The 26,864-nt window shown below is 43.8% G+C and carries 22 protein-coding genes and 1 other RNA gene; 9 read left to right on the top strand and 14 right to left on the bottom strand.

Translation table 11 applies throughout. The features are described 5' to 3' along the window. Positions 1-203: 203 nt before the first annotated feature. From ACP7AK_RS08650 to ssrA, 3 genes are all read right to left on the bottom strand, one after another. Positions 204-2,582 carry a hypothetical protein gene (locus ACP7AK_RS08650; protein WP_425879594.1) on the bottom strand — a complete coding sequence of 793 codons (2,379 nt, stop codon included), beginning with the start codon at positions 2,580-2,582 and terminating at the stop codon, positions 204-206. A 230-nt stretch (positions 2,583-2,812) separates the two neighbouring features. Continuing rightward, positions 2,813-3,946, bottom strand: a complete 1,134-nt coding sequence (locus ACP7AK_RS08645) for a tyrosine-type recombinase/integrase (protein WP_425879592.1) — start codon at positions 3,944-3,946, stop codon at positions 2,813-2,815. A 182-nt stretch (positions 3,947-4,128) separates the two neighbouring features. Then, positions 4,129-4,487, bottom strand: a transfer-messenger RNA (tmRNA) gene (ssrA, locus tag ACP7AK_RS08640). Between the two features lie 130 nt (positions 4,488-4,617). Here ssrA and glpK point away from each other — a divergent pair. Then, positions 4,618-6,102, top strand: coding sequence for a glycerol kinase GlpK (gene glpK / locus ACP7AK_RS08635; protein WP_425879590.1), 1,485 nt, complete (start codon positions 4,618-4,620; stop codon positions 6,100-6,102). 78 nt (positions 6,103-6,180) lie between these two features. Here the strand turns inward: glpK and ACP7AK_RS08630 are convergent, their stop codons facing one another. Then, positions 6,181-6,678 carry a thioesterase family protein gene (locus tag ACP7AK_RS08630; protein ID WP_004646146.1) on the bottom strand — a complete coding sequence of 166 codons (498 nt, stop codon included), beginning with the start codon at positions 6,676-6,678 and terminating at the stop codon, positions 6,181-6,183. A 105-nt stretch (positions 6,679-6,783) separates the two neighbouring features. Between ACP7AK_RS08630 and hemB the strand changes: the two genes are divergently transcribed. Together hemB and thiO are read left to right on the top strand one after the other, a co-directional pair. Then, entirely contained in the window at positions 6,784-7,797 is a 1,014-nt protein-coding gene (hemB, locus tag ACP7AK_RS08625) for a porphobilinogen synthase (RefSeq protein WP_425879588.1), read from the top strand. 15 nt (positions 7,798-7,812) lie between these two features. After that, positions 7,813-8,937: a glycine oxidase ThiO gene (gene thiO / locus ACP7AK_RS08620; protein ID WP_425879586.1), complete on the top strand. Its 1,125-nt coding sequence runs from the start codon at positions 7,813-7,815 to the stop codon at positions 8,935-8,937. Here the strand turns inward: thiO and ACP7AK_RS08615 are convergent. Both ACP7AK_RS08615 and ACP7AK_RS08610 read right to left on the bottom strand, forming a co-directional pair. Then, positions 8,926-9,831, bottom strand: a complete 906-nt coding sequence (locus tag ACP7AK_RS08615; protein ID WP_425879584.1) for a TIGR01777 family oxidoreductase — start codon at positions 9,829-9,831, stop codon at positions 8,926-8,928. The genes thiO and ACP7AK_RS08615 overlap by 12 nt on opposite strands. Before the next feature lie 156 nt (positions 9,832-9,987). Next, on the bottom strand, positions 9,988-10,446 hold the full coding sequence (locus ACP7AK_RS08610; RefSeq protein ID WP_425879779.1) for an ABZJ_00895 family protein: 459 nt from the start codon (positions 10,444-10,446) through the stop codon (positions 9,988-9,990). Positions 10,447-10,917: 471 nt separating this feature from the next. Between ACP7AK_RS08610 and ACP7AK_RS08605 the strand changes: the two genes are divergently transcribed. Genes ACP7AK_RS08605 through ACP7AK_RS08595 form a run of 3 tightly spaced genes read left to right on the top strand, consistent with a single transcriptional unit; the run spans position 10,918 to position 16,897 of the window. Next, positions 10,918-12,171, top strand: coding sequence for an exonuclease SbcCD subunit D (locus ACP7AK_RS08605; protein ID WP_425879582.1), 1,254 nt, complete (start codon positions 10,918-10,920; stop codon positions 12,169-12,171). An 8-nt stretch (positions 12,172-12,179) separates the two neighbouring features. Continuing rightward, a complete protein-coding gene (locus ACP7AK_RS08600; protein WP_425879580.1) occupies positions 12,180-15,785 on the top strand; it encodes an AAA family ATPase in 3,606 nt (1,201 codons plus the stop codon). A gap of 2 nt (positions 15,786-15,787) precedes the next feature. Beyond that, positions 15,788-16,897 carry an acyltransferase family protein gene (locus ACP7AK_RS08595; RefSeq protein WP_425879578.1) on the top strand — a complete coding sequence of 370 codons (1,110 nt, stop codon included), beginning with the start codon at positions 15,788-15,790 and terminating at the stop codon, positions 16,895-16,897. 31 nt (positions 16,898-16,928) lie between these two features. Here ACP7AK_RS08595 and ACP7AK_RS08590 read toward each other — a convergent pair whose 3' ends face one another. Then, a complete protein-coding gene (locus ACP7AK_RS08590) occupies positions 16,929-17,618 on the bottom strand; it encodes a YggS family pyridoxal phosphate-dependent enzyme (RefSeq protein WP_425879777.1) in 690 nt (229 codons plus the stop codon). 123 nt (positions 17,619-17,741) lie between these two features. On the opposite strand from ACP7AK_RS08590, the gene ACP7AK_RS08585 reads away from it, so the two are divergent. Both ACP7AK_RS08585 and ACP7AK_RS08580 read left to right on the top strand, forming a co-directional pair. Continuing rightward, on the top strand, positions 17,742-18,779 hold the full coding sequence (locus ACP7AK_RS08585) for a type IV pilus twitching motility protein PilT (protein WP_425879576.1): 1,038 nt from the start codon (positions 17,742-17,744) through the stop codon (positions 18,777-18,779). Between the two features lie 30 nt (positions 18,780-18,809). Further along, on the top strand, positions 18,810-19,931 hold the full coding sequence (locus ACP7AK_RS08580) for a PilT/PilU family type 4a pilus ATPase (RefSeq protein ID WP_004279277.1): 1,122 nt from the start codon (positions 18,810-18,812) through the stop codon (positions 19,929-19,931). Between the two features lie 69 nt (positions 19,932-20,000). Here the strand turns inward: ACP7AK_RS08580 and fur are convergent, their stop codons facing one another. Further along, the gene (gene fur / locus ACP7AK_RS08575) at positions 20,001-20,438 is read right to left on the bottom strand and encodes a ferric iron uptake transcriptional regulator (RefSeq protein ID WP_004279276.1); all 438 of its coding nucleotides are present in this window, start codon (positions 20,436-20,438) and stop codon (positions 20,001-20,003) included. 112 nt (positions 20,439-20,550) lie between these two features. On the opposite strand from fur, the gene ACP7AK_RS08570 reads away from it, so the two are divergent. Next, complete coding sequence (locus ACP7AK_RS08570) at positions 20,551-20,949, top strand: outer membrane protein assembly factor BamE (RefSeq protein ID WP_004279275.1); 399 nt, start codon at positions 20,551-20,553, stop codon at positions 20,947-20,949. Between the two features lie 100 nt (positions 20,950-21,049). Here ACP7AK_RS08570 and ACP7AK_RS08565 read toward each other — a convergent pair whose 3' ends face one another. From ACP7AK_RS08565 to ACP7AK_RS08540, 6 genes are all read right to left on the bottom strand, one after another. Continuing rightward, positions 21,050-21,382 (bottom strand): RnfH family protein, encoded by a 333-nt coding sequence (locus ACP7AK_RS08565; RefSeq protein ID WP_005107703.1) that lies wholly within the window; start codon positions 21,380-21,382, stop codon positions 21,050-21,052. Then, entirely contained in the window at positions 21,382-22,461 is a 1,080-nt protein-coding gene (locus ACP7AK_RS08560) for a hypothetical protein (protein WP_180087559.1), read from the bottom strand. Before ACP7AK_RS08560 ends, ACP7AK_RS08565 begins: the two co-directional genes overlap by 1 nt. Before the next feature lie 143 nt (positions 22,462-22,604). After that, complete coding sequence (locus ACP7AK_RS08555; protein WP_005247102.1) at positions 22,605-23,060, bottom strand: bacteriohemerythrin; 456 nt, start codon at positions 23,058-23,060, stop codon at positions 22,605-22,607. A gap of 275 nt (positions 23,061-23,335) precedes the next feature. After that, positions 23,336-24,184: a class II glutamine amidotransferase gene (locus ACP7AK_RS08550; protein WP_425879572.1), complete on the bottom strand. Its 849-nt coding sequence runs from the start codon at positions 24,182-24,184 to the stop codon at positions 23,336-23,338. Positions 24,185-24,315: 131 nt separating this feature from the next. Then, positions 24,316-25,224 carry an acetylglutamate kinase gene (argB, locus tag ACP7AK_RS08545; protein ID WP_004279270.1) on the bottom strand — a complete coding sequence of 303 codons (909 nt, stop codon included), beginning with the start codon at positions 25,222-25,224 and terminating at the stop codon, positions 24,316-24,318. A gap of 10 nt (positions 25,225-25,234) precedes the next feature. Continuing rightward, positions 25,235-26,653, bottom strand: a complete 1,419-nt coding sequence (locus ACP7AK_RS08540; protein ID WP_425879570.1) for a phosphomannomutase/phosphoglucomutase — start codon at positions 26,651-26,653, stop codon at positions 25,235-25,237. Between the last annotated feature and the right edge of the window lie 211 nt (positions 26,654-26,864).

Raw genomic sequence — 26,864 nt, 5'->3', positions numbered from 1 at the left:
ATTCATTTTTACTTTATCTATCTGTTATTGTTATAGATATAAATGTAATATTTATTGGTAGTTATATTATCTATAATAATAGAAAAAACCGCCTTATTGTATGAACAACCAACATAGCCTAGCCGCATAATCCAACTTTCAAACTCTCGACAAGGCTATTAGATTTTAAGATTTGTTAATTACGATAGTTAAGTCATAAAGTTCTATTTGCGCTTCTTGTAGACCTTTATTCCTTTTACAACTTTTTTTTGGGAAATTGGTGTAAGTGTAAAATATTGAAATCTATGGCTTACTTCATAAAACCACTTATACACCATTTCATTTGTGGTCTCTTTAACTGGCTGTAAATTATTAAAATTGATAATTTCCCATTGTGTTGGAATTTCTTGTATACCAACTTTTGCAATGTCATCCTCACAGTTCTGATTATATCTATCAAATACAGCTTCTAATTTTGAAAAATACTTCTGCTTAAAAGTATGCCCTAAAATTTCTGAGGACTGGTCATACTCGACATAGTGTATGTCTAATGAAAATAAAATCTTAAATTGATACTCTCTTTCCCCAATATCCACATTTTGAAAAACACACCAATGGCCTAGATAAGCATAGATTTTTGACCCTTCTGATTTTTTCAGTAAATCAATTGCATTACGGACTTCAGAATCTATGGCTCCAAAATTTTCAACAAAATTAGAACATTTCACTTTAAATCTGATAAAAATATGTGTCCCATCAAAGCCTTTATGTTCAGACCAGTAATTTATATAAGACCGATAAGCTTTTTTACTTTGAGCTTGCTGGGAAGTTAATGTTGCTTGAACTATGCTGTTTTTATTTTTTACTATCAGCATACTTTTTATGTAGTTACATCGATTCAAGGATCCATACCCTTTTTTCAGTAACTCTGGAGCACTCTCTAAAAGCTCCCCCAAATCGTTTAATAAGATATAACGAATATTTTCTATTAGTTGTGATCTTTCCTCATAAGGGGATACGACCTGTGTATGAAACCTATCTCTATTGATTAAAATTGATTTGATAGCAACATAAAGGGTTAAGACTCTAATACTAAATATAAAGCCATATTTAGCAAAAATTGCACTTAAACCATCAAAATGTGTTTTTAGATCAACAAATTCAAAGAACAATTCATATAGCTGATTAAGGTCTGTTCCTACAGATCTAGTCCCTCCGTGCGCTGGCTGAGAAATACCTTGCCTCCATTCTCCTACAATATAGACGAACATCTCTGTTTTCATGAGAAAATCGAACGACTCATTTGCAAAGTCTGCTGGATAAGTTCTTTGCAAATCATTTGCCAAAAAACCATAACAGGTTTCAATTTCCTCTAATTTTTTTTTCACCATTTGAGTCAGAGTGAACTTTTTAGCGATCGTACTGAAAAAATTTATTGTGCTACTTTTAGGCTTTTTTACAACCTTACGCTTTGTCTTGAAGCTTTTTGTATTAAATGGAATCAGTTCGTTTTTAGGATCAGGATAGTAATGTGCATTACCACCAGGTAACTCTTTGCCTGCAACCATGACCTTAAATAAATTAGTCTGATTCGCCATGTAATTCAGTGTAAATCGTACAAAATTAGTATAGCGCGCAGAATCTTTCCTCAACATTCCCTCGGTCACAAGATTAGACCATTGATGATTTTCTACACGTTGCACATAAGGATGAGTAATTGTAATTTGACCTGGGTATGAACTATTTCTTTCATAATCTGTCAGCTCATTAAAGGTGCTATACCAAACTTTCTGAATTTGAGACGCCATCATTGATAAGGTGATGTGATCTTTATTCTTGAAGATGAAAATTCCAAAAACATTAAAGGTTGAATTCACGCCATATTCTATTTTGTTAAAATTGGTGAGCAACCCGTCTACGTGATCTAATTTTTTCAAAAATTTTTGTAAGTGTTTTTCACAGCGTTCTCTCGCATGTTGTAATGATTCAATAGAAAGACCAAGTACAAAAGAAGGTTTAGGATCTACATACAGCAAGTTTAAGCTTATAAACTTTAATGACTTTGAATATTTAAAACACGCATCCAATCGTTCTTTAAAATGACCAATACAATCATCCATATTGACCAAAAAATCATCTGTTACAAAAATATGCTGGCGGATGAAGCTAGATGATTTTGTATCAATATTTTCTCTCGGAAAGTTACCTTTAATAAGTTGGCTTAAGTAATGATCGATTTTTTGTCGAAAAACATCTGGATACAGAATTTGAGCTGGTAGAAAGAGAGCACCATTCAAAAGTGAGCCCAGAGGTATCTCAGATCTACATTCTAAATTGCCCCTCGGAACACCAACACTATTGTAAATAGAATCTAGTAGTTGGTTTTCAAACTGATTGGAAATATCTTCCCCATAGGCTTTTAATAAGCTAAACTCGTAAAGACACTGAAGCATTTGCCACCGTGAATTTGACAGTGGCAATCTGTTTTCACATTGAAAATTCGAATCACTATAATAAAAATCACTTTTCCTGATTCTCCTCCAAAATCTAAAAATCTCAGAAATTTCCTTAATCCGTTGTTGGCAACTAATCTGCTGAATCACCACTATTCCCCCAAAAATAAATTAAAACCTATATCGCTTTATTACCAATCTTATTTTCAATTTAAGACCCTATCTTCACTCTATCAAATTTTATTTTTAAACACACCCTAACCATCAGAAATTTAAATTTCATCTTTGCTTAATTCACCAATAAGTGTCTAAAAGACATCATTCAAACGTAAAAAAACGGACATCATGTGTCCGTTTTTTCAGCTAATAGTATTGTTTGCTTAAAGCCATTCTTTAACCTTTTCCCCATACCACTCCATCAACCCTACCCTCTCATCCCAGTATTGCGCTCGGTTATATGCAGAGCGAATTCTATTCTGAGGTACATGAGCAAGCTGACGTTCAATTGCATCAGGATTGAATAAATTTGATTCATTAAGCACAGTACTGAATAAAGATCTAAAACCATGTGTGGTCATCCGACCTGCATAGCCCGAACGCTTGATTACGGCCAAAATAGACTCGCTACGCATAGGTTCTTTGTTATTTAAACGATGTGGAAATAGCAGTTCCTGATTATGAGTAAGTCTCAAAGCCTGAAGCTCAGCAATCATCATGTCCGTCAACGGCACACGATGCGGAAGTCGATTCTTCATACGCTCTTCAGGGATATCCCACTTACGTCCTTCTAGATCAAATTCTTCCCAGCGTGCTTGCAGCAACTCACTAACCCGAACGCCTGTCAGCATGATCAGAATAATGGCATGATGCGTTTGAGCATCACTTGGGTAAGCTCTTACCTTTCTTAAAAATTCAGGCATTTCAGAGGCCGAAAGCGAAGCCAGGTTTTTGACTCGTTTATTCTTGAGGGCATAAACTAAATCACCTGCCGGATTGTCATAGCGGTATCCATGGGCAATAGCGTATTTCATGACCATCCCGCAACGAGATAAGGTACGTTTTGCAATTTCAAGTGAGCCTCTTGCCTCAATCTTCTTAATGATTTGCAGAATCTCAGGAGCCTGAATCTGATTAATACGCTTATTAGCAAGAGCAGTATAAAGCTCATCCAATGAAGCTCGTACATTACTAATATGTTTGGATGACCAGGTTTCTTTTTGATTATTGAACCAATCTTCTGCAACTTCTTTGAAATAGGGCTTTAAGTCTTCATGCAATACTGAACGTGAGTATCGATGCTTAAGCTCGTATGCAAGTTCCCTTGCCTTTTTTAAACTTAAATCCGGATATGGGCCAAGCGATTCAGACTTACGTTCACCATGGACAGTGACGCGCACATTCCAATATTTTTGACCTTTGGTGGTAATGATTAGAGATAAACCATGTGAATCTGAAAGACGATACTGTTTGTCTTTCGGCTGTGCTTTTCTGCATTCAGTATCTGTAAGTGGCATGTCGATTACCCATAATTGATGTATTAATTTCTGGGTAAATTTTCCCAATATTTACCCACAAAGAGCAAATATGGGGTCAAATGAGATCAGACAATATCGGACAAACAGGCATAAAAAAAAGCCTCTAAACGTTGAGTTTAAAGGCTTTTTTAGATTCCGACGGATTACTTCGGAAAGAATTTTGGTGGAGGTGGCGGGAGTTGAACCCGCGTCCGCCAGCACTACGCTCGAGAATACTACATGCTTAGATATCGTCTATTGTTTTAACTCTTTGTGACCCGACGAACAGGGTACAAATCGCGATCCTCTTAATTTAGTACAAAGCCCCGAGGCTTGGCTTTATACGGACTTGTGTGCGTGCGCTTCAGTCGGACTCTCTAACCACAAGTATTCGGAGAGGCGGACAAGCTGCCCTTAGGCAGCTAGAGCGTATGATTCGTCGTTTGCGACTAAAAAATGCAAATTTGATTTACGAGAGAAAATGCGCTCTCGGCATGCATCTATGAGTTTCATCACCAGCGTCGAAGCCAGAAACACCCCCAAAGTACAAGGCAATCATAGCATAAATGTCAAAAATTACGATGTATTTTCTGAACATTTACACAACTTGATGCGCTTAATTACATTATTGCGCTAATATTTTACTTTTCAAGCCAAATAACAGAAAAATTATGAGCTATTTACTGGCACTAGATCAGGGAACTACGTCAAGTCGGGCCATTATTTTTAATGAACATGGACAAGTTCAGGCAACGGCTCAACGTGAAACGCATATCCACACCCCACATTCAGGCTGGGTGGAACAGGATGCACAGGAAATCTGGAGCTCACAGATTGCGGTGGTACAGCAAGCTTTAGCGACTGCAGGTATTCTGGCAAAAGATATTAGAGCCCTTGGCCTGACTAACCAGCGTGAAACCACTGTAGTCTGGGATCGTCGAAACGGCAAACCGCTCGCCCCGGCAATCGTCTGGCAGGACCGTCGTACGTCTGATTGGTGTAACCGGCTGATTGAACAAGGCCTGATGTCCAAAATTCAGCAAAAAACAGGCTTACGGATTGACCCTTATTTTAGTGCGGGAAAATTGGTCTGGTTTTTAGAGCATGTCGAGGGAGTACGAGCACTCGCTGAACAAGGCCATGTGGCATTTGGTACGATCGATAGCTGGCTGATCTGGAATCTGACCCAAGGCGCAGAGCACGTCATTGAAGCCAGTAACGCTTCTCGTACCGTGTTGATGAATCTGCAGCAACAGTCGTGGGATGAAGAGCTACTCGAGCTGTTTAATATCCCTGCTTCGGTCTTACCGAAAATTATTTCTTCTGATTGTTATGTCGCTGACACTGCTTCTGGCTTACTGGGGGCCAATATTCCCATCACCGGCATTTTGGGGGATCAGCAGTCTGCCCTCTTTGGCCAGTCCTGTTTTGAGGTGGGCAGTGCTAAAAACACCTATGGTACTGGCTGCTTTATGCTGTTCAATACCGGACATAATATTCAGCTTAGCCAGAACAAGCTGCTTTCTACTCTTGCCTGGCAAGCCCAGGACCAAACTACCTATGCGCTCGAAGGCAGCGTATTTATGGCTGGTGCTGTAGTGCAATGGTTACGCGATGGCCTCGGAATTATTCAAAAAAGCAGTGATGTGGAAAAACTGGCGCATCAGGTCGAGCATAGTGACGGCGTGGTTCTGGTTCCCGCATTTACCGGACTGGGCGCGCCGCATTGGGATAGTGAAGCACGTGCCTTACTCTGTGGCATGTCACGCGGTACGACCAAAGCGCATATCGCTCGCGCAGCATTAGAATCAATCGCCTTTCAGGTATCGGATGTGCTCAGTGCGATGCAATCTGATATTGCACATCCCCTTAAAGAACTGCGGGTTGATGGTGGTGCCAGCAGCAATGACATGCTAATGCAATTTCAGGCCGATATTCTGAATGTACCGGTACTGCGTCCGCAAATGCTGGAAGCTACCGCCTGGGGCGCAGCCGCTATGGCCGGATTAAAAGCTGGCGTATTTTCCGACCTGAATGAAATTTCCCAGTCCTGGCAGCTGGACCGTGCTTTTGAACCCAAAATGCAAAATGACGAAAGAGAAATGCATTTAGCCAAATGGCAAAATGCCTTGAAACGGGCTAAATCTGATCTCTAAATCCTCTAGGTTCATATTTGATCATCATAAAAAGCACTGTTAAACAGTGCTTTTTAGCTTCCTCAATTCACGATTTCATTAATAGGCATAAGACGCAATCGCTGTTGCAATCGCCTTATCTTCATCATTGACCATGGTCATGCGCATGGTGCAGCCCTTACGCCCCAAACGTAAGGTTTCTGCACGTGCAATAAAATATTTGCCACGTCCAGGCGCCAGATAATCCACCCGCATATCGACCGTCGCCAGACGCGACACTTTTTTAATGGTATCTGCAATCGTTTCCGGTTCAGCTTTTTTATACAGTTCGCCCATGGCCACAATACCACCGACGCTATCCAGTACAGTTGCAGCCAGACCGCCATGCAGAATCTGGAAAGCCACATTACCAATCATGAAATCCTGCATTTCTACATAGGCCTCAATCTGGCCCTCGACCACCCGCATGGTCATGCCGTTATGCTTAAAAAAAGGAGAGCTATTAAAAGCATGTACCAGCTGGTTCAGGACTACATCAATATCCACTTTCGAGCCCAGATGTATATTACCGGTCCAGTTTCTCTCTGTCTTACTCATCACTTTGCCCGAATCCACCACAATAAAAAACCGCTAATTTATGCCCAAAAATTTGAGTTAGGGCTACAATAGAGGCCTAGTTTAATACTGATTACTGAGATTTTTATGACTTATACGTTCAATCGTCCCGCGTTTCCTGCAACTCGCATGCGTCGTATTCGTAAAAATGAACATTTACGTTCGATGGTTCGTGAAACCCATCTCGCGGCAGATCATCTCATTTATCCAGTATTTGTCCTGCCAGGACAAAACCAGACCCAAGATATTCCAAGTATGCCGAATATCCAGCGTCTGTCAGCGGACTTGTTGTTAAAAAAATCAGAACGTCTACTGGAACTCGGTGTCAATAAACTGGCGCTATTTCCGGTCACCCCACAAGAAGATAAAAGCCTGACTGCAGAAGCTGCGTGGCATGAAGATGGTCTGGTACAAAACACCTTGCGTTTATTGAAAAAAGAACTGCCAGAAATGGTGCTGATTACTGACGGCGCATTAGACCCGTATACCACGCATGGTCAGGATGGCATTATTGATGAGAACGGTTATGTCTTAAATGATGAAACGGTCGAGTGCCTGATTAAACAGGGCTTGAGCCATGCCGAAGCCGGTGCAGATGTGTTTGCTCCAAGTGACATGATGGATGGCCGGATCGGTGCGATTCGTCAGGCCTTTGAGCAAAATGGTCATATCTATACTTCGATCATGGCCTATTCAGCCAAATATGCATCAAGTTTCTATGGTCCGTTCCGTGATGCAGTCGGTTCTGCCAGCAATTTAAAAGGCGGCAATAAATACAATTACCAGATGGATGTTGGTAACCGTGCTGAAGCCCTGCATGAAATTGCGCTGGATATTCAGGAAGGTGCAGACATGGTGATTGTTAAACCGGGCATGCCTTATCTGGATATCGTCCGCGAAGTCAAAGACACTTTTGGCGTACCAACCTTTGTCTATCAGGTCAGTGGCGAATACGCGATGCTGGCTGCGGCAATTCAAAATGGCTGGTTATCTGATAGCGTCATTTTAGAATCATTGATGAGCTGTCGTCGTGCCGGTGCAGATGGTATCTGGACCTATTTTGCTGAAGAAGCTGCGCTTAAACTGAAAGACATGAAGTAAAAGGATTTCGGCGCAATGCATATTGCCATTGTCGGCGCTGGCATCACCGGTTTGATGTCGGCGCTGGAACTGCTTGAACAGGGATGTTCTGTTACCCTTTTTGATCAACAGGCCGCCGGACAGGCTGCATCCTGGGCTGGAGGAGGAATCCTTTCCCCGATGTATCCCTGGCGTTATCCCGCTGCTGTAAATGCTCTGGCTCGACATGCCAAACCCATGTATCAGGACTGGAATCAAAAACTGCAACCTTTCACTGGCATCGATTTCCAGATTCATGAAACAGGTATGCTGATTTTTGATGAATCCGATTTTGAAATCGGTTTAAGTTATGCCAAAACACATCAGGATCCGCAGCAACAGGCAGAATTGCTTGATCAGGCTAAACTGCAACAGATCAATCCAAGAATTAATCAGAGCAAATTCAAGCAGGCGATTTATTTCCCTGAACTGGCGAATATCCGTAATCCACGGTTATTACAGTCGATCATTCACTATTTGAAGCAGCATCCTCGTGTCACCTGGCAAGAAGACTGTAAAATCACTCGGCTCAATATTCAGCAAGGCTGTGTAAAAAGTATCTCAGATGAACATAGCCAGGTTTTTCAGGCAGATCAATATGTGTTCACAACCGGAGCATGGTCGCAACACTGGTCACAGCAACTTGGTTTGGAAATTCCGGTACAGCCGGTTCAGGGCCAGATGCTGCTGTTTAAAACGCCAGAAAACTGGCTGCCGACCATGTGCATGCATAAGGTGATGTACCTGATTCCACGTCAGGATGGACATGTTTTATGTGGTTCCAGTATGCGTCAGGTCGGTTTTGACACCTCGCCTTCTAGCGAAATCCGGCAGGATATTTTACAGGCGTGTATCGAGATGGTACCGGAACTGGCAGATTTTCCGCTGGTCAAGCAATGGGCCGGATTAAGACCCAGCTCACCCGATGGTATTCCCTATATTGGCAAAATTCCCAAGCTATACAATGCCTGGGCCAATTTTGGACATTTCCGGAATGGTTTATGCATGGGGCCGGCATCAGGCAAACTACTCGCTCAACTCATCCTTAAAAAAATGCCAATCGTTGATCCAGCTCCTTATGATCCTGTCCGTTTATTAGAGCCCAGTCGTTTAGTGCTTTAGGATATTATCCAGTGCTTCTTTCAGAGTTGGATAATGAAACTGGAATCCAGCCTCCTGCAAGGCTTTGGACTGTACATACTGACCGTTTAAGACCAGTTGTGACTGTTCTCCCAGCATCATTTTCAGACTGCATGCGGGTAGTGGAAGTAAGGGTTTGCGCTTCAGAATCTGGGCCGCAGTTCGTGCAAACTGGGCCTGACTACTTTTTTCTGGCGCGACCACATTAAAGATCTGCTCGGCTGTATCCTCAAGTATCAAGAATTCAATCGCTCGCAGTACATCGTCTAGATGCACCCAGGTCACTGGCTGACGTCCATGACCAATCCGCCCGAACAGATTCAATTTAATCGGCAATAGCATCTGCGGAAGAATCCCGCCACCTTTGCCAAACACCACCGCAAAGCGAACAATCTTGGTGTTCTGGTTAGTATAGGACAAGGCCAGCTGTTCCCACTTTGCACAAAGTTCAGACATAAAAATATCTTGTGGCGGACTTTGCTCCGTGCAGACCTGTTCCCAGCGCTCATTGGGGTCAATGCCATAATAACCAACGGCCGATGTTGAAATAATTCGTTTCGGTTTAAGCTGATTTTTTTCTAAATAATCAAAAACCTGTTTGGTGGTGTCTAAACGGCTATCCAGCAATTTCTTTTTACGCGCTGCCGTCCAGCGGCCTTGACCAATGCTTTCGCCAGCCAGATTGACCACATAATCAAGCTGATGCTGTTTTAATTCATCCAACTGGTTAATCCAGTGAAAGTCCGGATGTGGTTCAGGTTTATTTTTCTGACGGGTCAGACCAATCACCCGATAATCACGATCCAATAAAAACCGTACGAGATGACTGCCAATAAAACCACTCGCTCCCGTCACCAGCACTACAGGTTTATACATCAGTCATTCTTCGCCTTATTATTTTCTTGGTTTAAATTATACGCCACTCATCTTCAGCTTTTTTAAAGCAGGAATATTTTTGTAGTGGAGAATTTGTATCTTTCATCATTCAATCAATTTATGAAGATCGGCTGTCACACAATGATTCATCAATACTCACTGAGGCGAATGGCCAAACATTTTCTCTGCCATACGCTGGGCCTGCTTGCCATAAAACCAGTACGTCAGCAGATACAGCGGAATCGCAATCATCAAAAACATGATCAGCACAATGCTCATAAACTGTGGTTGCTGTAGATACAGCAGAAAGTCCTGCCAGGCATTCGGATTGGAACGGGTGGCGATCACAATACCGAGCAAGAGAAACAATAAATTATAGCCCCAATAAATCAGGCTAAAACCGAGCGTGAATTTTTTACGTTCTGCCTGGGTCGGCGCACGTTTTTGCTGTTTTAGAAATTTAAAAAGCACCCAAATCATGGCTACCAGATAGGGAATAATCGTCAAGATTGCCCCCATACCCATCGGTAATAGGGCTGCCACCACACCACAAATACAGGTAAAAACAAAACAGATAAAGAAAAACCAGGTAAAATAACGACTTAGTGGCAGCATATGCATGACTCGGTGATCTTCAACAGGTGAGTATAAAAAAAATTAAATTTTTTTTCATTTTATTGTCAACCATCCACTAGAGGGTGACGTTATATAGAGTACAAGGGGCAAAAATTTGGACTGGCATCCACGAATTTTTGCTGACCTTTAGAGCTAAAGCAATAAGTCTTAGTGTACAGGAAAATTTTGAATAGCAGCCAAAATCTTCCTGTAACACAAATTTGACCGACGATTTCATCATCACTCGAATCGTCGGTTTTTATTTTTTAAAATCCCTATTTTTAACATCTGAGGGCTTGCAGAGCCTTTAATATCTGATGATCCGGATACAACCGTCCATTAATATCCATACTGATCAAAATAAATTCAGCTTAAGCATCACCAACAATTCGCTGAAATATCGTTTTACAAGTAGATTTTTACCTGTGCTTTTTCCTATAGTAGCAAGGCAGATATCTTGGGGTTCACTACATGGCAGTTCATTTTCTTCACACTTCCGATTGGCATCTGGGACAATTTTTCCATAACCATGACCGTGAATTTGAACATGCGCAGTTTTTGACTTGGCTACTTGAGCAAATCAAAGTAAAGCAACCGCATGCCCTGCTGATTGCCGGCGATATTTTTGATGTGATCAATCCTGCGTCCAGTGCGCAAAGACAGCTATACCAGTTTCTGGCCGATGCCCACGATCTGGCGCCACATATGCAGACCCTGATGATTGCAGGCAATCATGATTCCGGTTACCGGATTGAGCAGGTTGAACCCTTGCTGGCCAAATTCAATGCCAAAGCAGTGGGAATAGTAGGCCGCACGGCAGAAAATACCTTGAACCTAGATCGTCTGCTTATTCCTATTTATGATCAGGATAAAAATATCATCGCCTGGTGTCTGACCCTGCCCTATTTACGCAGTGCCGAAATTACCGGACTGAATGAACATACCAGCAATAACCAGAACGCGATCAGTTATCTGCATCAACAACTGATTGCCGAAGCCAAAGCCCGCAAACAGCCACATCAGGCACTGATTTTAATGTCACATGCGCACATGCAAGGTGGTGAGACCTCGGACTCCGAGCGTCCGATTATTGTCGGCAATGAAGAAGCCCTGTCGACGGCGCTGTTTGATGACGTGATTGATTATGTCGCGCTAGGGCATTTGCATAAACCACAAAAAGTCGGTCAGCCGCATATTCGCTATAGTGGTTCCCCAATCCCTTTGTCATTTAGTGAAATCCATTACCAGCATCAGGTGGTTGAAGTCCGGATTGATCCCGAACAAAACCCGGAAAACCGCTTTCAGTACGATGCCTTAAGCATTCCGCGTACTGTCGAGCTGTTCCGCATTCGTGAAAAGCTGGAAAATTTAATCACTACAATTCAGGCCTTGCCTGCCGGAGAAATCGGGCAGCTTTCTGCACGGCATTTTCTGGAAGTGGAATACACCACTGATGCGCCGCCTCCGGTAGACCTGCGTCAGCAAATAGAACAGGCCCTACCTGCTAACCGTTACCGACTGCTGCGCATCAGCCGGATTTACCAGCAACAGGTCGACCTTAGTTCAAGCCAGTCTAAAATTGATCTGGCACCCCCTACCCCGGAATCGCTATTTTTCAATATCTGGAAAAAAATGGGCTATAAGCAGGATCATTCGGTACAACGGGATTTTCAGGAATTACTGAATGAAGCCCAACACGAACTTGCACAAAAACAACAAGCCTAGGATCGGCCATGAAAATTTTACGTCTAAGTCTTAATAATCTGGCCTCCCTCACCGGCACCCATCATATTGATTTTGAATCGAGTCCTTTGGCTCATGCCGGCCTGATTGCCATCACCGGCAAGACTGGTGCCGGGAAATCTACCCTGCTCGATGCCATGTGCCTGGCGCTGTATAATGAAATCCCCCGCCTAAAAGGTGCCACAGGCAGCCTGAAAGATACTGGCGGTCAGGATGTGTCCATCAAGGATTCCAAGAATATTCTGCGCCGTGGCTGCGTGCATGGTTTTGCCGAACTGGAATTTATTGCACTCGACAGCAAACGCTATATGGCACGCTGGGAAATTAAACGGGCACGCCAGAAAGTCGATGGCAATCTAAAAGTAGACCGCTACGTCAAATGTCTGGATGATGATACGACACTGACGCAAAAAATATCGGAAGTCACACCCTTGATTGAAAAACTGGTGGGCTTAAGTTTTGAGCAGTTTACCCGCGCAGTTTTGCTCGCACAGTCGGAAGTCGGTGCCTTTCTTAAAGCTAAAGATAATGAACGCGCAGACTTGCTGGAATATCTCACCAATTCACAGATTTTCAGTCTGGTTAGTCAGAAAGCCGCAGAGAAATTCAGCGAAGTCAAAAACCAGCGCAACGATCTGGAAAAGTTGATCGGGCATATTGAAATTCTGTCTGAAGAAGACATCAGCACTTTACAGCAGCAGCAGAGCTCTTTGTCTTTGCAACTTCAGAATTTGCAGCAATCAGAAAAACTGCTAGAAAATGAGAAACAATGGCATCTGGACCGACATAAACTCTATGCAGAAGTCCATGCCAAAAAAGAAGTCTACGAAGTACAGCAAGATGCAGTAAATAAATCTGCAGGACAGCAACAGCTACTGGAGCAGCTGGATGAATTCCAGTCGATTCGGGATCAGTTTGTGAGTCGTACCCGTCTAGCCCCTCAAAAAGAGCAGATTCAGCACCAGCACACCCAATTTACGCTGGAATTTCAAACGCTCAAACAGAGCTTTGTAGCAGAAGAAGCCAAACTTACAGCCTTACAACAACAGCAGCACCAGTTTCAGCAACACTTGGCAAACCTGAAACCGCATCTGGAGGCAGGTTTAAGGCTGGATCATGCAATTGATACGGTATCAGAGCGGTACAAAAAACTGCATGCAGAGCAAAGCCAGTTTCAAACCCTTCGTCTACAGCCTTTAGAAGAACAACTGCGACAGCAACAACAGACTTTGAATCAGCTACAAGCTCGGCAAGAAAAGGTTGCACAACAATTGGCTGAATCTGGCTTTTTAAATGTGTTCGATCTGGAGCCGCAAAGTACCTTGCAACGCATACAAGACTTTATGCGTCAGTATCAGCAACTGCAGCAACAGAATCCGGACAGCCTGAAGCAGCCTTTACCTGAACTGGAAAAAACCGTTACAGTACTTTCAGGAAATCTGAACAAGTGGATACAACAGCATCATAGTCTGGAACAGCTAGAAGAGCATCTCAAAACCATTCAGGAAATGCGTCAGCAACGCCAAGCGGAACAGCGTCAGCTCGACCTGCTGCAACAGCAGGTACAACAAATCGTTCAACAATCACAAGAATTTGAACAACTGCAATCTGCTGTAAATAGCCAACAGCAGCAACTAAAAATGCAGCAAGAGGCCGAACAGGCACTACATCAGCAGATTCAGGCTGAACAACAGGCCTATGAACACCTGGAACAAATACTTGCCCAGCAACGTTTATTGCATGCGCAAAGTGTGCAGGATCTTCGTGGCCAGTTAAAACCGGATGAGCCATGCATGGTCTGTGGAAGCCCAGCCCATCCTTTTGTCGATGCCGTCCATGAACATCTGGAACAGAGCCTGAACCAGCTACAGGAGCAACAGTTACGGCAGGCAAAACAGCAGCTCGATCAGCAACTGCAATCTCAGCAGCAGCAACGCATTGAAATGTCTAAAGCACAAACAGTAATTGAGCAACAGCAACAGCGTTGCCAGATCCTGCAAAACCAGATTCAACAATCCTCTGCTGACTGTAAATCTCAACTACTTAAACTGGAAGTGGTTACCGAGCAGCACAATGATCTTCCTACATTCATCCAGTTACTGGCGAATCACACTCAAAGTTTGGTCCAGCAGCTAGAACTATCACAACAGCAGGAACAACAGCTCCAGCAACAATTACAACAATGGCGTCAACAACAACAGCAATTGCACCAATTACAACTGGCTCTACAGCAACGTCAGCAACTCGACCAGCTGATACACCCAGTTTTAAGCATACTGCCCGAGCAGTACCAGTCGCAGCCACCTATGCTCTGCTTACCTCAGTTGCAACGACAAGTAGAGCACCGCATGCAGCACTTGGCAGTACAAAAGCAGCTGGAATCTGACCTGCATCAACAGCAGCAGATATTGGAAAAGAGCCAGTATCAACTACAATTGGAACAGCAAAATTTTGCTCAATTGAGCCAGTCTGTAGAGCAGTTGATTCAGCAAGGCAAAGACCTGCGTCAACAACTGGCTGAACTGACCCAAGAACATGCAGGACAAGTCTACCGTGTCGCTGCAGAATGGCGCAATGCACTAGAGCTACAAGCCAAGACCTTAGAGCAGACTTTAGAACAAAAGCGTCAATGCACGGCGCAGGCCGAAAAACAGTGGCATCAAACCCACTTAAAACTGCAAGAATTTATCAGCCAACTTCAGCAGATCGATCAGCAATTGGCTCAATATCAGCAAGATATTCAGGCATGGCAAGCAGCACATCCTCAAGTGACGGCAGCTCAAATTGAACAATGGCTCAGTATTGATCTGAGCAACCATCAACGCATTCGTCAGAATCTGGCCAACCAGAAACAGGCACTCGAAAATGCCAGAACAGCCTGGCAATTACTTGAAGAACAATATCAGGCCCATTTAAAACTACAGCCAGAACATGAATTTGAGGAAATTGAACAAAAACTTGGCATGCTGCATCAGGAAAAAATAATGCAGCAGGAAGTGCTCAATGAAACTGATGCCAAACTGCGTATGAATGCCAATAATCAAAACACCTATGCCAAATATCAGCAGCAAATTGAGCAGATCAAAGCCGAAGAATACCGTTGGGGTCGTATTTACGACCTGATCGGACATAAGGAAGGTACCAAATTCCAGAAAATTGCCCAGGAACATCATCTGGATATTCTGGTGGAATATGCAAATCAGCAGTTGCAACCGTTGGCACCCCGCTATCAGTTACACCGTATTCCGGATAGCCTGAGTCTGGCGATTATTGATCTGGACATGAATAGTGAAGTCCGCCCTGTGCTGTCCCTATCGGGGGGTGAAACCTTCCTGGTTTCATTGGCTTTGGCTTTGGCGATTGCCAATATGGCCTCCGGCTCCATGAAACTGGAATCACTGTTTATTGATGAAGGTTTTGGTACGCTAGATCCTGCTTCGTTACATATGGTGATGAATGCACTGGATCATTTACAAAGTCAGGGTCGTAAAGTTGTATTAATCTCGCATGTGCAGGAAATGCATGAACGGATTCCGGTACAAATTCAGGTCAAGCCTGTCGGTGCAGGCGCCAGTACCATTCAGATTATAGGTTAACGATGATTCACCCTGCCCCGAACAAGCTCTCGCCCTATTTCAGCCTACAGCTTGAGAGCCTGCGGGGCATCAGTGCCATTGTGGTGCTGTTCAGTCATTGCTTTCAGGCATTTATTGCGCCTTTCGATACCAGCATTTATTCATGGATACGTCTGCTTGGGCAGGCTGCAGTCATGATTTTCTTTGCCTTAAGTGGCTATCTGATCGGCTATTCGATCCAGCACAACATTCATCAGCATGGTCAGTTCAATCTGCACCGTTATGCTCGACAGCGTTGCAGCAGAATTTTACCACCCTTTCTGTTTGCCATGGGGTTGACCCTGGTTCTCTATCTACTCGCTCCACTATTATTTGCCAGCCATACTCATGCTTTTCAACACAGTTTTGGCATGATGATCCGGACTGACTATAATGTAGACATGATGGAATTTTTTGGTTCGCTGCTATTTTTGAATGGCTTTGTAACACCAACGGTTTTAGCCAATGCTGCACTCTGGAGCCTGAGCTATGAAGTGTGGTTTTATGTGCTGGCCGGATTCCTACCTTTTTTAAAAAATTCGGAAATCGCCAAAATCGGATTTTTTATGGTTCTGGCTATACTGTCAGTACTGAACATCCAGTTTTTTATTTATTTTCTGGTCTGGCTCACTGCCTTTGCCTGTTCATTTCGATATATCCAGCTACGTTTTTTAAACCGCTTACAATCGGTCAAACTAGCCCTATTCGGCTTGGCATTTCTAATTGCCTGTTTTGATGCTTACCAGTTTCAGGTGATTGATGAGGCCCAGCAATACAGTGCTGCGAATTTTGTCCCTTTTAATTTCTGTCTGGGTCTGGCCTTTAGCTGCTGGCTGGTACAACTCCAGCATCAACGCAGTCACTATCATCCGGTCTGGGTTCAATCTGCAGACTTTTCCTATACCTTGTATGTCACCCATTTCCCCTTACTTTTATTTATTTTAGGCTGTATTCCGGCAACTTTGGACTATGGTCTGGGCGGAGCAATTTTAGCCTTGCTTGCGAGCATGTGCAGCTTAATAGTTTTTGCCTGGTTAATGGCTAAATGGCTCGAACCAGCCAGAAAAAAAGCGTTATCCAATACCCTGCGATAACGCTTTGCTGCAAAAAACTGACATTAGTAGTTTATACATCTTTTTTAGGCCGTGCGCCAAACAAGGCCGTACCAACACGAACCATGGTAGAACCCGCAGCAATCGCGTCGGTCATATCCGCAGACATGCCCATACTTAAAGTATCCCAATCTTCAGGATGTGCATGCTGAACTTTGACTGCATCAAATAAAACTTTGGCATCAGCAAAGGCTTGAGGATTATTCGGTGCTGGAATCACCATCAAACCACGTAAACGCACATTTGGCAGTTGGCTAATCTGTACGACTAAATCTGCAACCGCATCTGGTCGACAACCATCTTTGGTATCCTGACCATCAATATTCACCTGAATACAGATATTCAGTGCAGGCTGATCATCTCCACGCTGATTGGATAAGCGCTCGGCAATAATCAGTCGATCGACTCCATGCACCCAGGCAAAATTTTCTGCCAGAGCCTTGGTTTTGTTGCGCTGCACATGACCAATAAAATGCCATTCAATGTCCAGCTCTTTCAGGGCCGTGATTTTTTCCAGCGCTTCCTGCAAATAGTTTTCACCAAAAGCATGTTGCCCGGCCTGATACATATCAGCCAGCACGCTACTTGGCTGGGTCTTGGAAACGGCAAGCAGTTGCACCGCATCTGCTTCGCGGCCCGCCTGAATACAGGCAGTTTCAATTTGCATTAAGACCTGATTTCGTGACTGTTGCAACATATTCATTGATGGGGTTCTCATTTCATTCATCTTTTTTTCCCTTGCCCATGAACTAAGTGTTGGTTAAGCTGTGGGAAAGCCTTATTATTCTATCAAAATAATTAACATTTTAATGAACTCGGGGACCTTATGGATATCACAGAATTGTTGGCATTTTCTGCTAAAAATGGTGCGTCGGATTTACACTTGTCTGCGGGCTTACCGCCAATGATTCGTGTCGATGGGGAAGTTCGTCGCATCAACCTGCCAGCATTAGAACACAAAGAAGTGCATAAACTCGTTTATGACATCATGAACGACAAACAGCGCCGTGATTTTGAAGAAAATCTGGAAACTGACTTTTCTTTTGAAGTGCCTGGCGTGGCGCGTTTTCGTGTCAACGCATTTAACCAGAACCGCGGTGCCGGTGCGGTATTCCGTACCATTCCCTCTAAAGTCCTGACCCTTGAAGATCTGGGCATGGGACAGATTTTTAAAGATATCTGTGAATATCCACGTGGTCTGGTACTGGTCACAGGTCCAACCGGTTCGGGTAAATCAACCACCTTGGCGGCGATGCTGGATTATATTAATGACAACCGCTATGACCACATTCTGACCGTTGAAGACCCAATCGAATTTGTGCATCAGTCCAAGAAATGTCTGATTAACCAGCGTGAAGTGCATCGTGATACGCATGGCTTTAATGAAGCATTGCGTTCGGCACTGCGTGAAGACCCGGATATTATTCTGGTCGGTGAGATGCGTGACCTTGAAACCATTCGTCTGGCATTAACTGCCGCAGAAACCGGTCACTTAGTATTTGGTACGCTGCATACCACCTCAGCGGCCAAAACCATTGACCGTGTGATCGACGTATTCCCTGCCGAAGAAAAAGACATGGTACGCGCCATGTTATCTGAATCCCTACAAGCCGTAGTTTCACAGGCTCTACTGAAGAAAAATGGCGGTGGGCGTGTCGCAGCGCATGAAATAATGATCGGTATTCCGGCGATCCGTAACCTGATCCGTGAAAACAAAGTCGCACAAATGTACTCAGCAATTCAGACCGGTGCCAACTATGGCATGACCACGCTGGATCAGACACTAAAAACGCTAGTGTCCAAAGGTTTGATCAGCCCGCAAGTTGCATGTACTGCAGCCAAACAGCCAGAAGCATTTTTATAAAAAAATTGAATTGTATTGGGGTTTATATACATGGATTTTAACGGCTTACTCGATTATATGGTGGAGAAAAAAGCATCGGATCTGTTCATTACTGCCGATGTCGAACCGTCCATCAAGATTAATGGGCAGATTTTACCGATTGGTTCGGTAAAATTACCCGGTGCGGCAGTAGGACAACTGCTCCATTCCATCATGACCGAAAAGCAGCGTAAAGAATTTGCTGACAGTCGTGAATGTAACTTTGCCATCAGCACGCCGGATAAAAGTGCCCGCTTCCGTGTCAGTGCCTTTCAGCAACGAGATCAACCGGGGATGGTGCTGCGTCGGATTGAAACTGTTATTCCCACGATGGATGAACTCAAGTTACCGCCGATTCTAAAAGAACTGGCGATGACCAAACGTGGCATCATTATTTTTGTCGGGGCAACGGGTACCGGTAAATCAACCTCGCTGGCGTCTTTGGTCGGTTATCGTAATGAAAATTCCAAAGGTCATATCATTACCATTGAAGATCCGATCGAATTTATTCACCAGCATAAGGGCTGTATTATCACCCAGCGTGAAGTCGGCATCGATACTGATTCATTTGAAATTGCCCTGAAAAATACCCTGCGTCAGGCACCAGACGTGATTCTGATCGGTGAGATCCGTTCACGTGAAACCATGGATTATGCGATTGCCTTTGCCGAAACCGGTCATCTGGTCTTTGCTACCCTGCACGCCAACAACGCCAACCAAGCGATTGACCGGATTATCCATTTCTTCGAAGCAGACCGACATAATCAGCTGTTCATGGACTTGTCCCTGAACATGAAAGCCATTGTGGCACAGCAACTGATTCCAACCATCGATGGTAATGGTCGCCGTGCAGCGATTGAGATTCTGATTAACTCACCACTGATTGCCGACTTGATTCGTAAAGGTGATGTGCATGAGATCAAGGATCTGATGAAGCGTTCCCGTGAACTGGGCATGCAGACCTTCGATCAGGCGCTCTATGATCTGTATAAAGCCAAACAGATCAGCTATAAAGATGCGCTGAAACATGCGGATTCACCAAATGACTTGCGTCTGCAAATCAAGCTCTCAGAAGAAGGTGGCAGCCACTTATTACGTGCGCATTCCAATATTACTTTTGATGGTCAGTCCTGATCATCTTGAAGGCATAAAAAAACAGGCTTCGCATGAAGCCTGTTTTTTTTGTTTGAACCAACGCTCAAATTATTTTTTACGGAACACTTCCTGACAGGCAGGCGCATCGCAATAACCATACAGATTCAGTGAGTGACCGGTTAATTCAAAACCAAATTTTTCAGCAACGTCATGCTGCTCTTTTTCAATCGTGTCATTAATAAATTCAACAACTTTGCTGCAATTTAAACATACTAGGTGATCGTGGTGATCTTCCTGCATAATTTCAAAAACTGAATGATTATTTTCAAAATTATGACGTTCGATGATGCCCGCTGCTTCAAACTGCGTTAACACACGATACACAGTTGCTAAACCTACATCTTCGCCCTGATCGAGTAAAGTCTTGTAAATATCTTCCGCACTTAAATGATGTTGTTTTGAATTTTCTAGTAATTCTAATATTTTAATTCGTGGAAGGGTAACTTTCAGCCCAGCTTTTCGTAAATCTTGGTTTGAAATAGTCATGTAAAAAGGTCTCTCAACAAAATCAAAGTTGGAATATGCAACAAAGTTTAGATGCAGTATGATCTATCCTTGGATCAAATGCATCATAATTAATTTGGGATAGTTTAGCAAAATGCAAAAAATCATGTTGACGTTATTCGTCACTTCATTGCTCGTCGGCTGTTCGACATTAGGTGTTTATAAAGTAGATATTCCACAAGGAACCCCTTTAACCCAAGCACAAGCCGCTAAAATTCAGGTGGGAATGAGCCATCAACAGGTGCGTTTCTTACTGGGCAGTCCAACAGTAAGCGATCCACTGAATCCTTTACGTTGGGACTACATCTATAACTATACCCCAGGAACCTACGCTAAAAAAGCCAAGATCCCGGCAGCCCAAGGCCAGCATTTGAAAATCTACTTTAACCAGTCTGGTATCGTAGAACGTGTTGAAGGTCTGGAGACGATTCCAGAATCTCAACCCGGCTTACCAGGATCAAAAGAAGCAATTTTAAATGCTCCTCCACTATAGTCGGTTTCTCATGAAAAAGCCCCTGAATCATCAGGGGCTTTTTTGATTAAGCTGATTGATTGAGCAGATCATTGAGGCTACTGCTCATTCAAGCCGCTTTCTATTCGGAAGACGGTTTCAGCTTTCTTAAAAGATTGCCTCTGGCATAACGACCCACAGGATTTTTCTCGGCGCGTTTACGTCGGATATCTTTAGGATTGATGGTCAGTGCTCGGTAAATTTCTACCCGATCCCCTGCTGCCAGTGGCTGCTGATGATCTTGCAAACGCACGCCAAAAATGCCCAAAGATAAGGGTTCAGGCAATTCGACCTGCTCACGTATTCCACTTTGCTCAATCGCATCCAGTGCCGTCATGCCGGGCTGAAATGGCACGGCTAGATGAAATTGTTTTTCTGGCGTCGCATACGCTACCCAGATCATCGCCTCACTCATCAGACGAATTGTCCCAAGACAGCAATGATTGCCAGAATAATCCCGACAGGTAACACCACGCGTACTGCAATACGCCAAATGTTATAAAATGCTTCAGAGCTGAAATTCATTGATTTACGCAAATGACTGATCTTCATGATCCAGCCGGCAAATAATGCATAGATCAAACAAATCAATAAGCCCCAGACTAACAACACCACATTGAAAATTGGACTTAGATTTGGAATAGCCCAGATCAGCGTGACCGCCGCCACAATTGCCCATTGAATTGCAGGATGAAGCTGGCGTTGCTGTAATTGTTCACGTGCCATTTGCAGCATTAATGCGGCAGCTGCCACCATTGCTGCGACCAGAGTAAATGCAGGAATTTGTGCTTGTATGGCAAAGAAAGCAAATGCAATGACAGCAACTAGCTGCGCAATCCAGATCGGCAATACCGTCTTGCTGGCGACATCCTGTTGTTGTACAGCGCTCAGGCTAGATTGCCAGTACAAGCCCATGCCCAGACCACTTGCGACCAAAGCCAATACGGTGGCATTGCCCCATTCCGAGAACTCGACTGGTGTGACTTGCCATGCAGGTAGCGCAGTTCCCATCACATTGGCCAGAACCAGAGACGCCAGCACACCAATCGCTGTAACCACTAATAAAATTTGACGTGGCAGCAGTGACAAGGCCAGCGCAGCAATTGCCAATCCGATCAACAGAAGATTCGGTGTAAGATCAAGTGCAGCAACCGCCAGAACATTACTGGCATTGTTCAGCATGGCACCTGCCAAAAACGGAATAAAGATCACACTTAACCAGCCGACAATACGCCATTTCTGTGACGCATCAGCTTCACGGGTCAGCGTCGACAGCGCCTGTAATGGCGTTGTTTTAGAGCGCTTGGCCAAAGCAATTTCCAAGTAGCAGACTGGAAGCGCCAGAATCAGCATGGTGGCCAACCAGAGCATCCAGAAATCCAGCTGACGATCAATCTGTATACCGGTTATCGGTGCGAGCGTCGCGATGATAATAAACGATAAACAGAAAGCCATCAGCGGCGATAACCATTTTGACATAGCATTGTCCTGCATGATGCATTCCTATAAAAATCTAGCGCTATTTTGCCTTGTGAAGCGGTGAAAATCAAAAACAAAAAGCAAACCACCATGACAGTGATTTGCTGCGCAAAAATTATAATTAGATTTTAATTTTTGTTATCTCGTTACGTCTTTTATTATGAAAAGAAACGAGCGAACCAGTTTTTACCTGTTTTCTTTTCTTTTTCCTTGATGATCCCCATCATATTTTCTTTCACGGCACCGACATAATCGGCGTCATCATGCTGAATATGGTTAATCAGCCATTTCGATAATACTTCGTGCAGCTCTGATTCAATGGACTGTCCCAGTTCAAAACGGTCACGATAAGACTCGATTTTTTTAATAAACAGGTCATGCACACGTTTATGCGGCACCCGATATTTATAGCCGGCTTCTTCCTGAAGAGATTCCTCAAAGGTGAAATGCGACTGGGTATAATCAATAATATTGTCGAGAATCTGTTTAATACGGGCACGCTCGGTATTGGCATCAATTCCATCAATTTCGTTGATATAATCGAGAATTCGTTTGTGCTGATCGTCAATCACATCGATACCAGTATTATAATCTGGAACCCATTTCATTTTCATTACGACCACCTATAAATATTAAGGACTTATAACGTGAAAATGAGCATATAGCGTATTGATTCAAATAAAAATGAAGCAAATTAGTCGGCTTTCCGCCTAAATACGGCTTTTTCATTTTAAGTTTCTGTTATATATAATTAAAAATAATTTATCCTGAGTAAAAGGCTAAGATATTAATTAACCAAAATCCGCAATAAACCTTTATTTATTATTAGATTTTTTCTTATTTTTTAAATATAAAAAAACGGAGTTTAAACTCCGTCTTTAATCGCATTTCAATATTGATCAGCTCGCGTGACGCGTTTTAAGGAAGGATCAAGACGTTCACGTTCCAGACGTTCAACATGCGTCAACTGAGAACGTACTTTCGCCCCATGCTGAAACAGGATCATTTCACCGGGCTGGAAGGCAGTCCATTCTTCATTCTGGGTCAATGGTTCAGTGGTAATCACTGCGACGCGATCTTCAGGGGTCGTGACCTGACTAAAGTCCACTTCGACATCAATATCAATCAGCTGAGCCGGTCTAAACGGGTATTCACGTACCAGCCAGTGGAGTTTAGTAATCGCATAGCTAAACAGCGCCTGACCATTCGACAGGCAGAAATTAAAGGTGCCATGCTCCGCGATTGCAGGTGAAATTTCAGCTAGAAGATCGAAAACCTGATCCAGTTTCGGCTCATGATAGCCAAAGCGTTTCACCAGTTGATCCAGCAGGTAACAGAAGACACGCTCACTGTCGGTATTTCCGACTGGGGTAAAGCGCCCTGACAGTTCAGGAAAATAATCATATAAATCGCCATTATGGGCAAAAATCCATTGCCGCCCCCAAAGTTCACGGCTAAAAGGATGCGAGTTTTCCAGATTAATTTTGCCTTGGGTCGCTTTACGGATATGGGCAATCACATTGCGTGATTTGATTGGATAATTACGTACCAGCTCGGCAATCGGTGATTCAATCGCGGACTGGTTATCGACGAACAGACGGCAGGCTTTATCTTCAAAGAAAGCAATCCCGAAACCATCCGCATGATCAGAGGTAATGCCCGCCCGCTGGGAAAACCCGCGAAAAGAAAAAGTAATATCCGTCGGGGTGGCACAATTCATTCCGAGCAGTTGGCACATGGTCTGGTTTCAGCTCTCTATTTACTTAGAAGCTTATTGTGCATGACTGTCCCAGTCATTTCAAATAGGTGGCTATAAGAAATCCAAATAAAAAAGAGTCTCTATTGAGACTCTTTTTCGCAAAAATTGGCTTAAGAACGATGCGGATTGGCACGATTGGTAATGAGGGTGCCCACACCATGATCGGTGAAAATTTCTAGTAAGCTGGCATGAGGTACACGGCCATCCACGATATGTGCACTTACGACGCCGCCTTTTACCGCATCCAGCGCACAACCGACCTTTGGAATCATGCCGCCATAAATCACGCCAGTTTCGATCAGACGATCGACTTCTTGAGTGGTCAAACCAGTCAACAGGTTTTTATTTTCATCCAAGACACCGGTGATATTGGTGAGTAGAATCAGTTTTTCTGCACCTAGGGCTTCAGCGACTTTACCAGCGACCAAATCAGCATTGATATTATAGGTATTGCCTTCTTCATCGACACCTAGCGGGGCAATGACTGGAATAAAGTCACTATTGGTAAACATTTCCAGAACATCGGTTTTCACGCCAACGACTTCACCGACCAGACCCAGATCAATTTGCTCAACTGAACCATCTTCAGCCACTTTTTCCATCAGCAGCTTTTGCGCACGAATCAGGTTGCCGTCTTTACCGGTAAGACCAATCGCACGACCACCATGCTGGTTAATTAGGTTCACGATAGATTTGTTAACGCTACCGCCAAGTACCATCTCGACTACTTCCATGGTCGCAGGATCAGTCACGCGCATGCCGTCAATACGGTCTGATTCGCGGCCCAGCTGTTTCAGCATGGAATCGACTTGCGGGCCACCACCATGTACCACGATCGGATTAATACCGACTGTTTTTAATAATACGATATCACGTGCAAATGAACTTTCCAGCTCAGGATCGGTCATCGCGTTACCGCCGTATTTTACCACCAGGGTTTTACCCGCAAAGCGTTGAATATACGGCAAAGCTTCTGTCAAAATCTGTGCTTTGTCGATGCCTGTTTGTTGATTTGGCATTCGCCTCTCCTTATTGAGCATCTAAAATGTCTTGAGCGATCTCTGGATAACGGTCACGCAACATGGCTACAAACAGATGACGAATTTCATTTAGACCTTGGGCATTATTGGCATCAAAGCGCACTGTGAAATACTCACCTGTATTGGATGCTCGAATGATGCCAAAACCATCCTCAGAATCAAGACGTATCCCATCAATTTTACTGATTTGCGCATTAATTCTTGCGGATTGTTGTTCAACGAAGTTTAAAAGCTCAACAGGACGTACTTGACGCGTTGAAATATAAAGATCTTCAGTACCATGTCGTTTTGGATAAGCCGCCAAGGCCTGCGCGAGAGTTTGCCCCGTTTGGTCGAGATATTCCATGACTCTGAGCGCTGCATAGAGGCCATCATCATAGCCCCAGCCGCGACCATCATTAAAGACATAATGTCCGGCATATTCCCCACCAAAAATCGCCTGATGCTGAGACTGGTTCAGATAAGTTCTGAGAAATGAACTGCCGGTACGAATCATCACCGGTTCCCCGCCCAGACGTTGCACTGTATCGCGAACCAGAGTTGAACATTTCACATCATAAACAAATTGGCGTGGTGCTGAATCGCTTAGGCAAATTTCGGCAAACAGACATAATAACTGATCGGCTGTGATAATCTGACCCTGTTCATCAACCAGAACCAGGCGATCGCCATCACCGTCCAGGGCAATACCGAGATCAGCCTGCTGTTGCATGACAGTTTGGCGTAAAGTCTCAAGATGTTTGTCCTGCGAAGGATCCGGCGCATGATCCGGAAAATGTCCATTGGCCTCACAACGTAAAGCAGTCACTTCACAGCCCATTTTTCTGAGTACCAAGTCGGCACAACGTCCGGCGGAGCCATGCAGACCATCCAGAATCACTTTAAATGAGCGCTTTAATTGAATATCTTCTAATATTCCCTGCTGATACTGCAGGCAAAACTCTGGAATAATCTGATGCGGCAGTTCGGCTAAACCAAGTAGCTGGCTATCGCAATGCGACTTTGCCAGTTGGGCCACCTGTTGAATCATCTCAGGACAAGGTGGTTCACCATCAATAATCCATTTAATCCCATTATCTTCTTTAGGATTATGACTGGCGGTGACCATAATGCCATTGCCATCAAACTGGCGTGCGGTGAAATACAGCATCGGGCTGGAACAACAGCCTATAATAGTGGCTTCCAGCGAATAGTCTTTAAAAATACGGGCAATGATGTCGGCAAAAGCCGGACTACTGATGCGTGCATCATAACCAATGGCGACACATGTCTGTCCCACAGCCTGATACTGCTGAGCTAAACCGTGGGCAATTGCATCAATGATCCCGGCACCTAATAGACTGACTTTACCGCGTATGTCATAGGCACGAAAGATATGCATGGGGAATGGATGATTCATAGATCCCATAAAACTGTCTTTTCACTATTCGTTAAAATAAGGAGATTTAAAATGATGATTTCATCATAATGACTTTAAACATTTGTTTTTGTTTTAAGACTCGCTATTTTTAAACGATTTCAATGTAACAATCAATTATAAAAATATAATCTACAACTTTAGAATTATAGGGTTCTTGTAATTAAACAATGATTATTTAATTATATTTATTTTGAGTTTC

Origin of the sequence: Acinetobacter sp. TWP2-2-3, assembly GCF_049896445.1 — a bacterium.
Lineage (GTDB): Bacteria > Pseudomonadota > Gammaproteobacteria > Pseudomonadales > Moraxellaceae > Acinetobacter.
The sequence above is the reverse complement of the archived record's forward strand: the minus strand, read 5'-3'. Positions and strand labels throughout refer to the sequence as shown.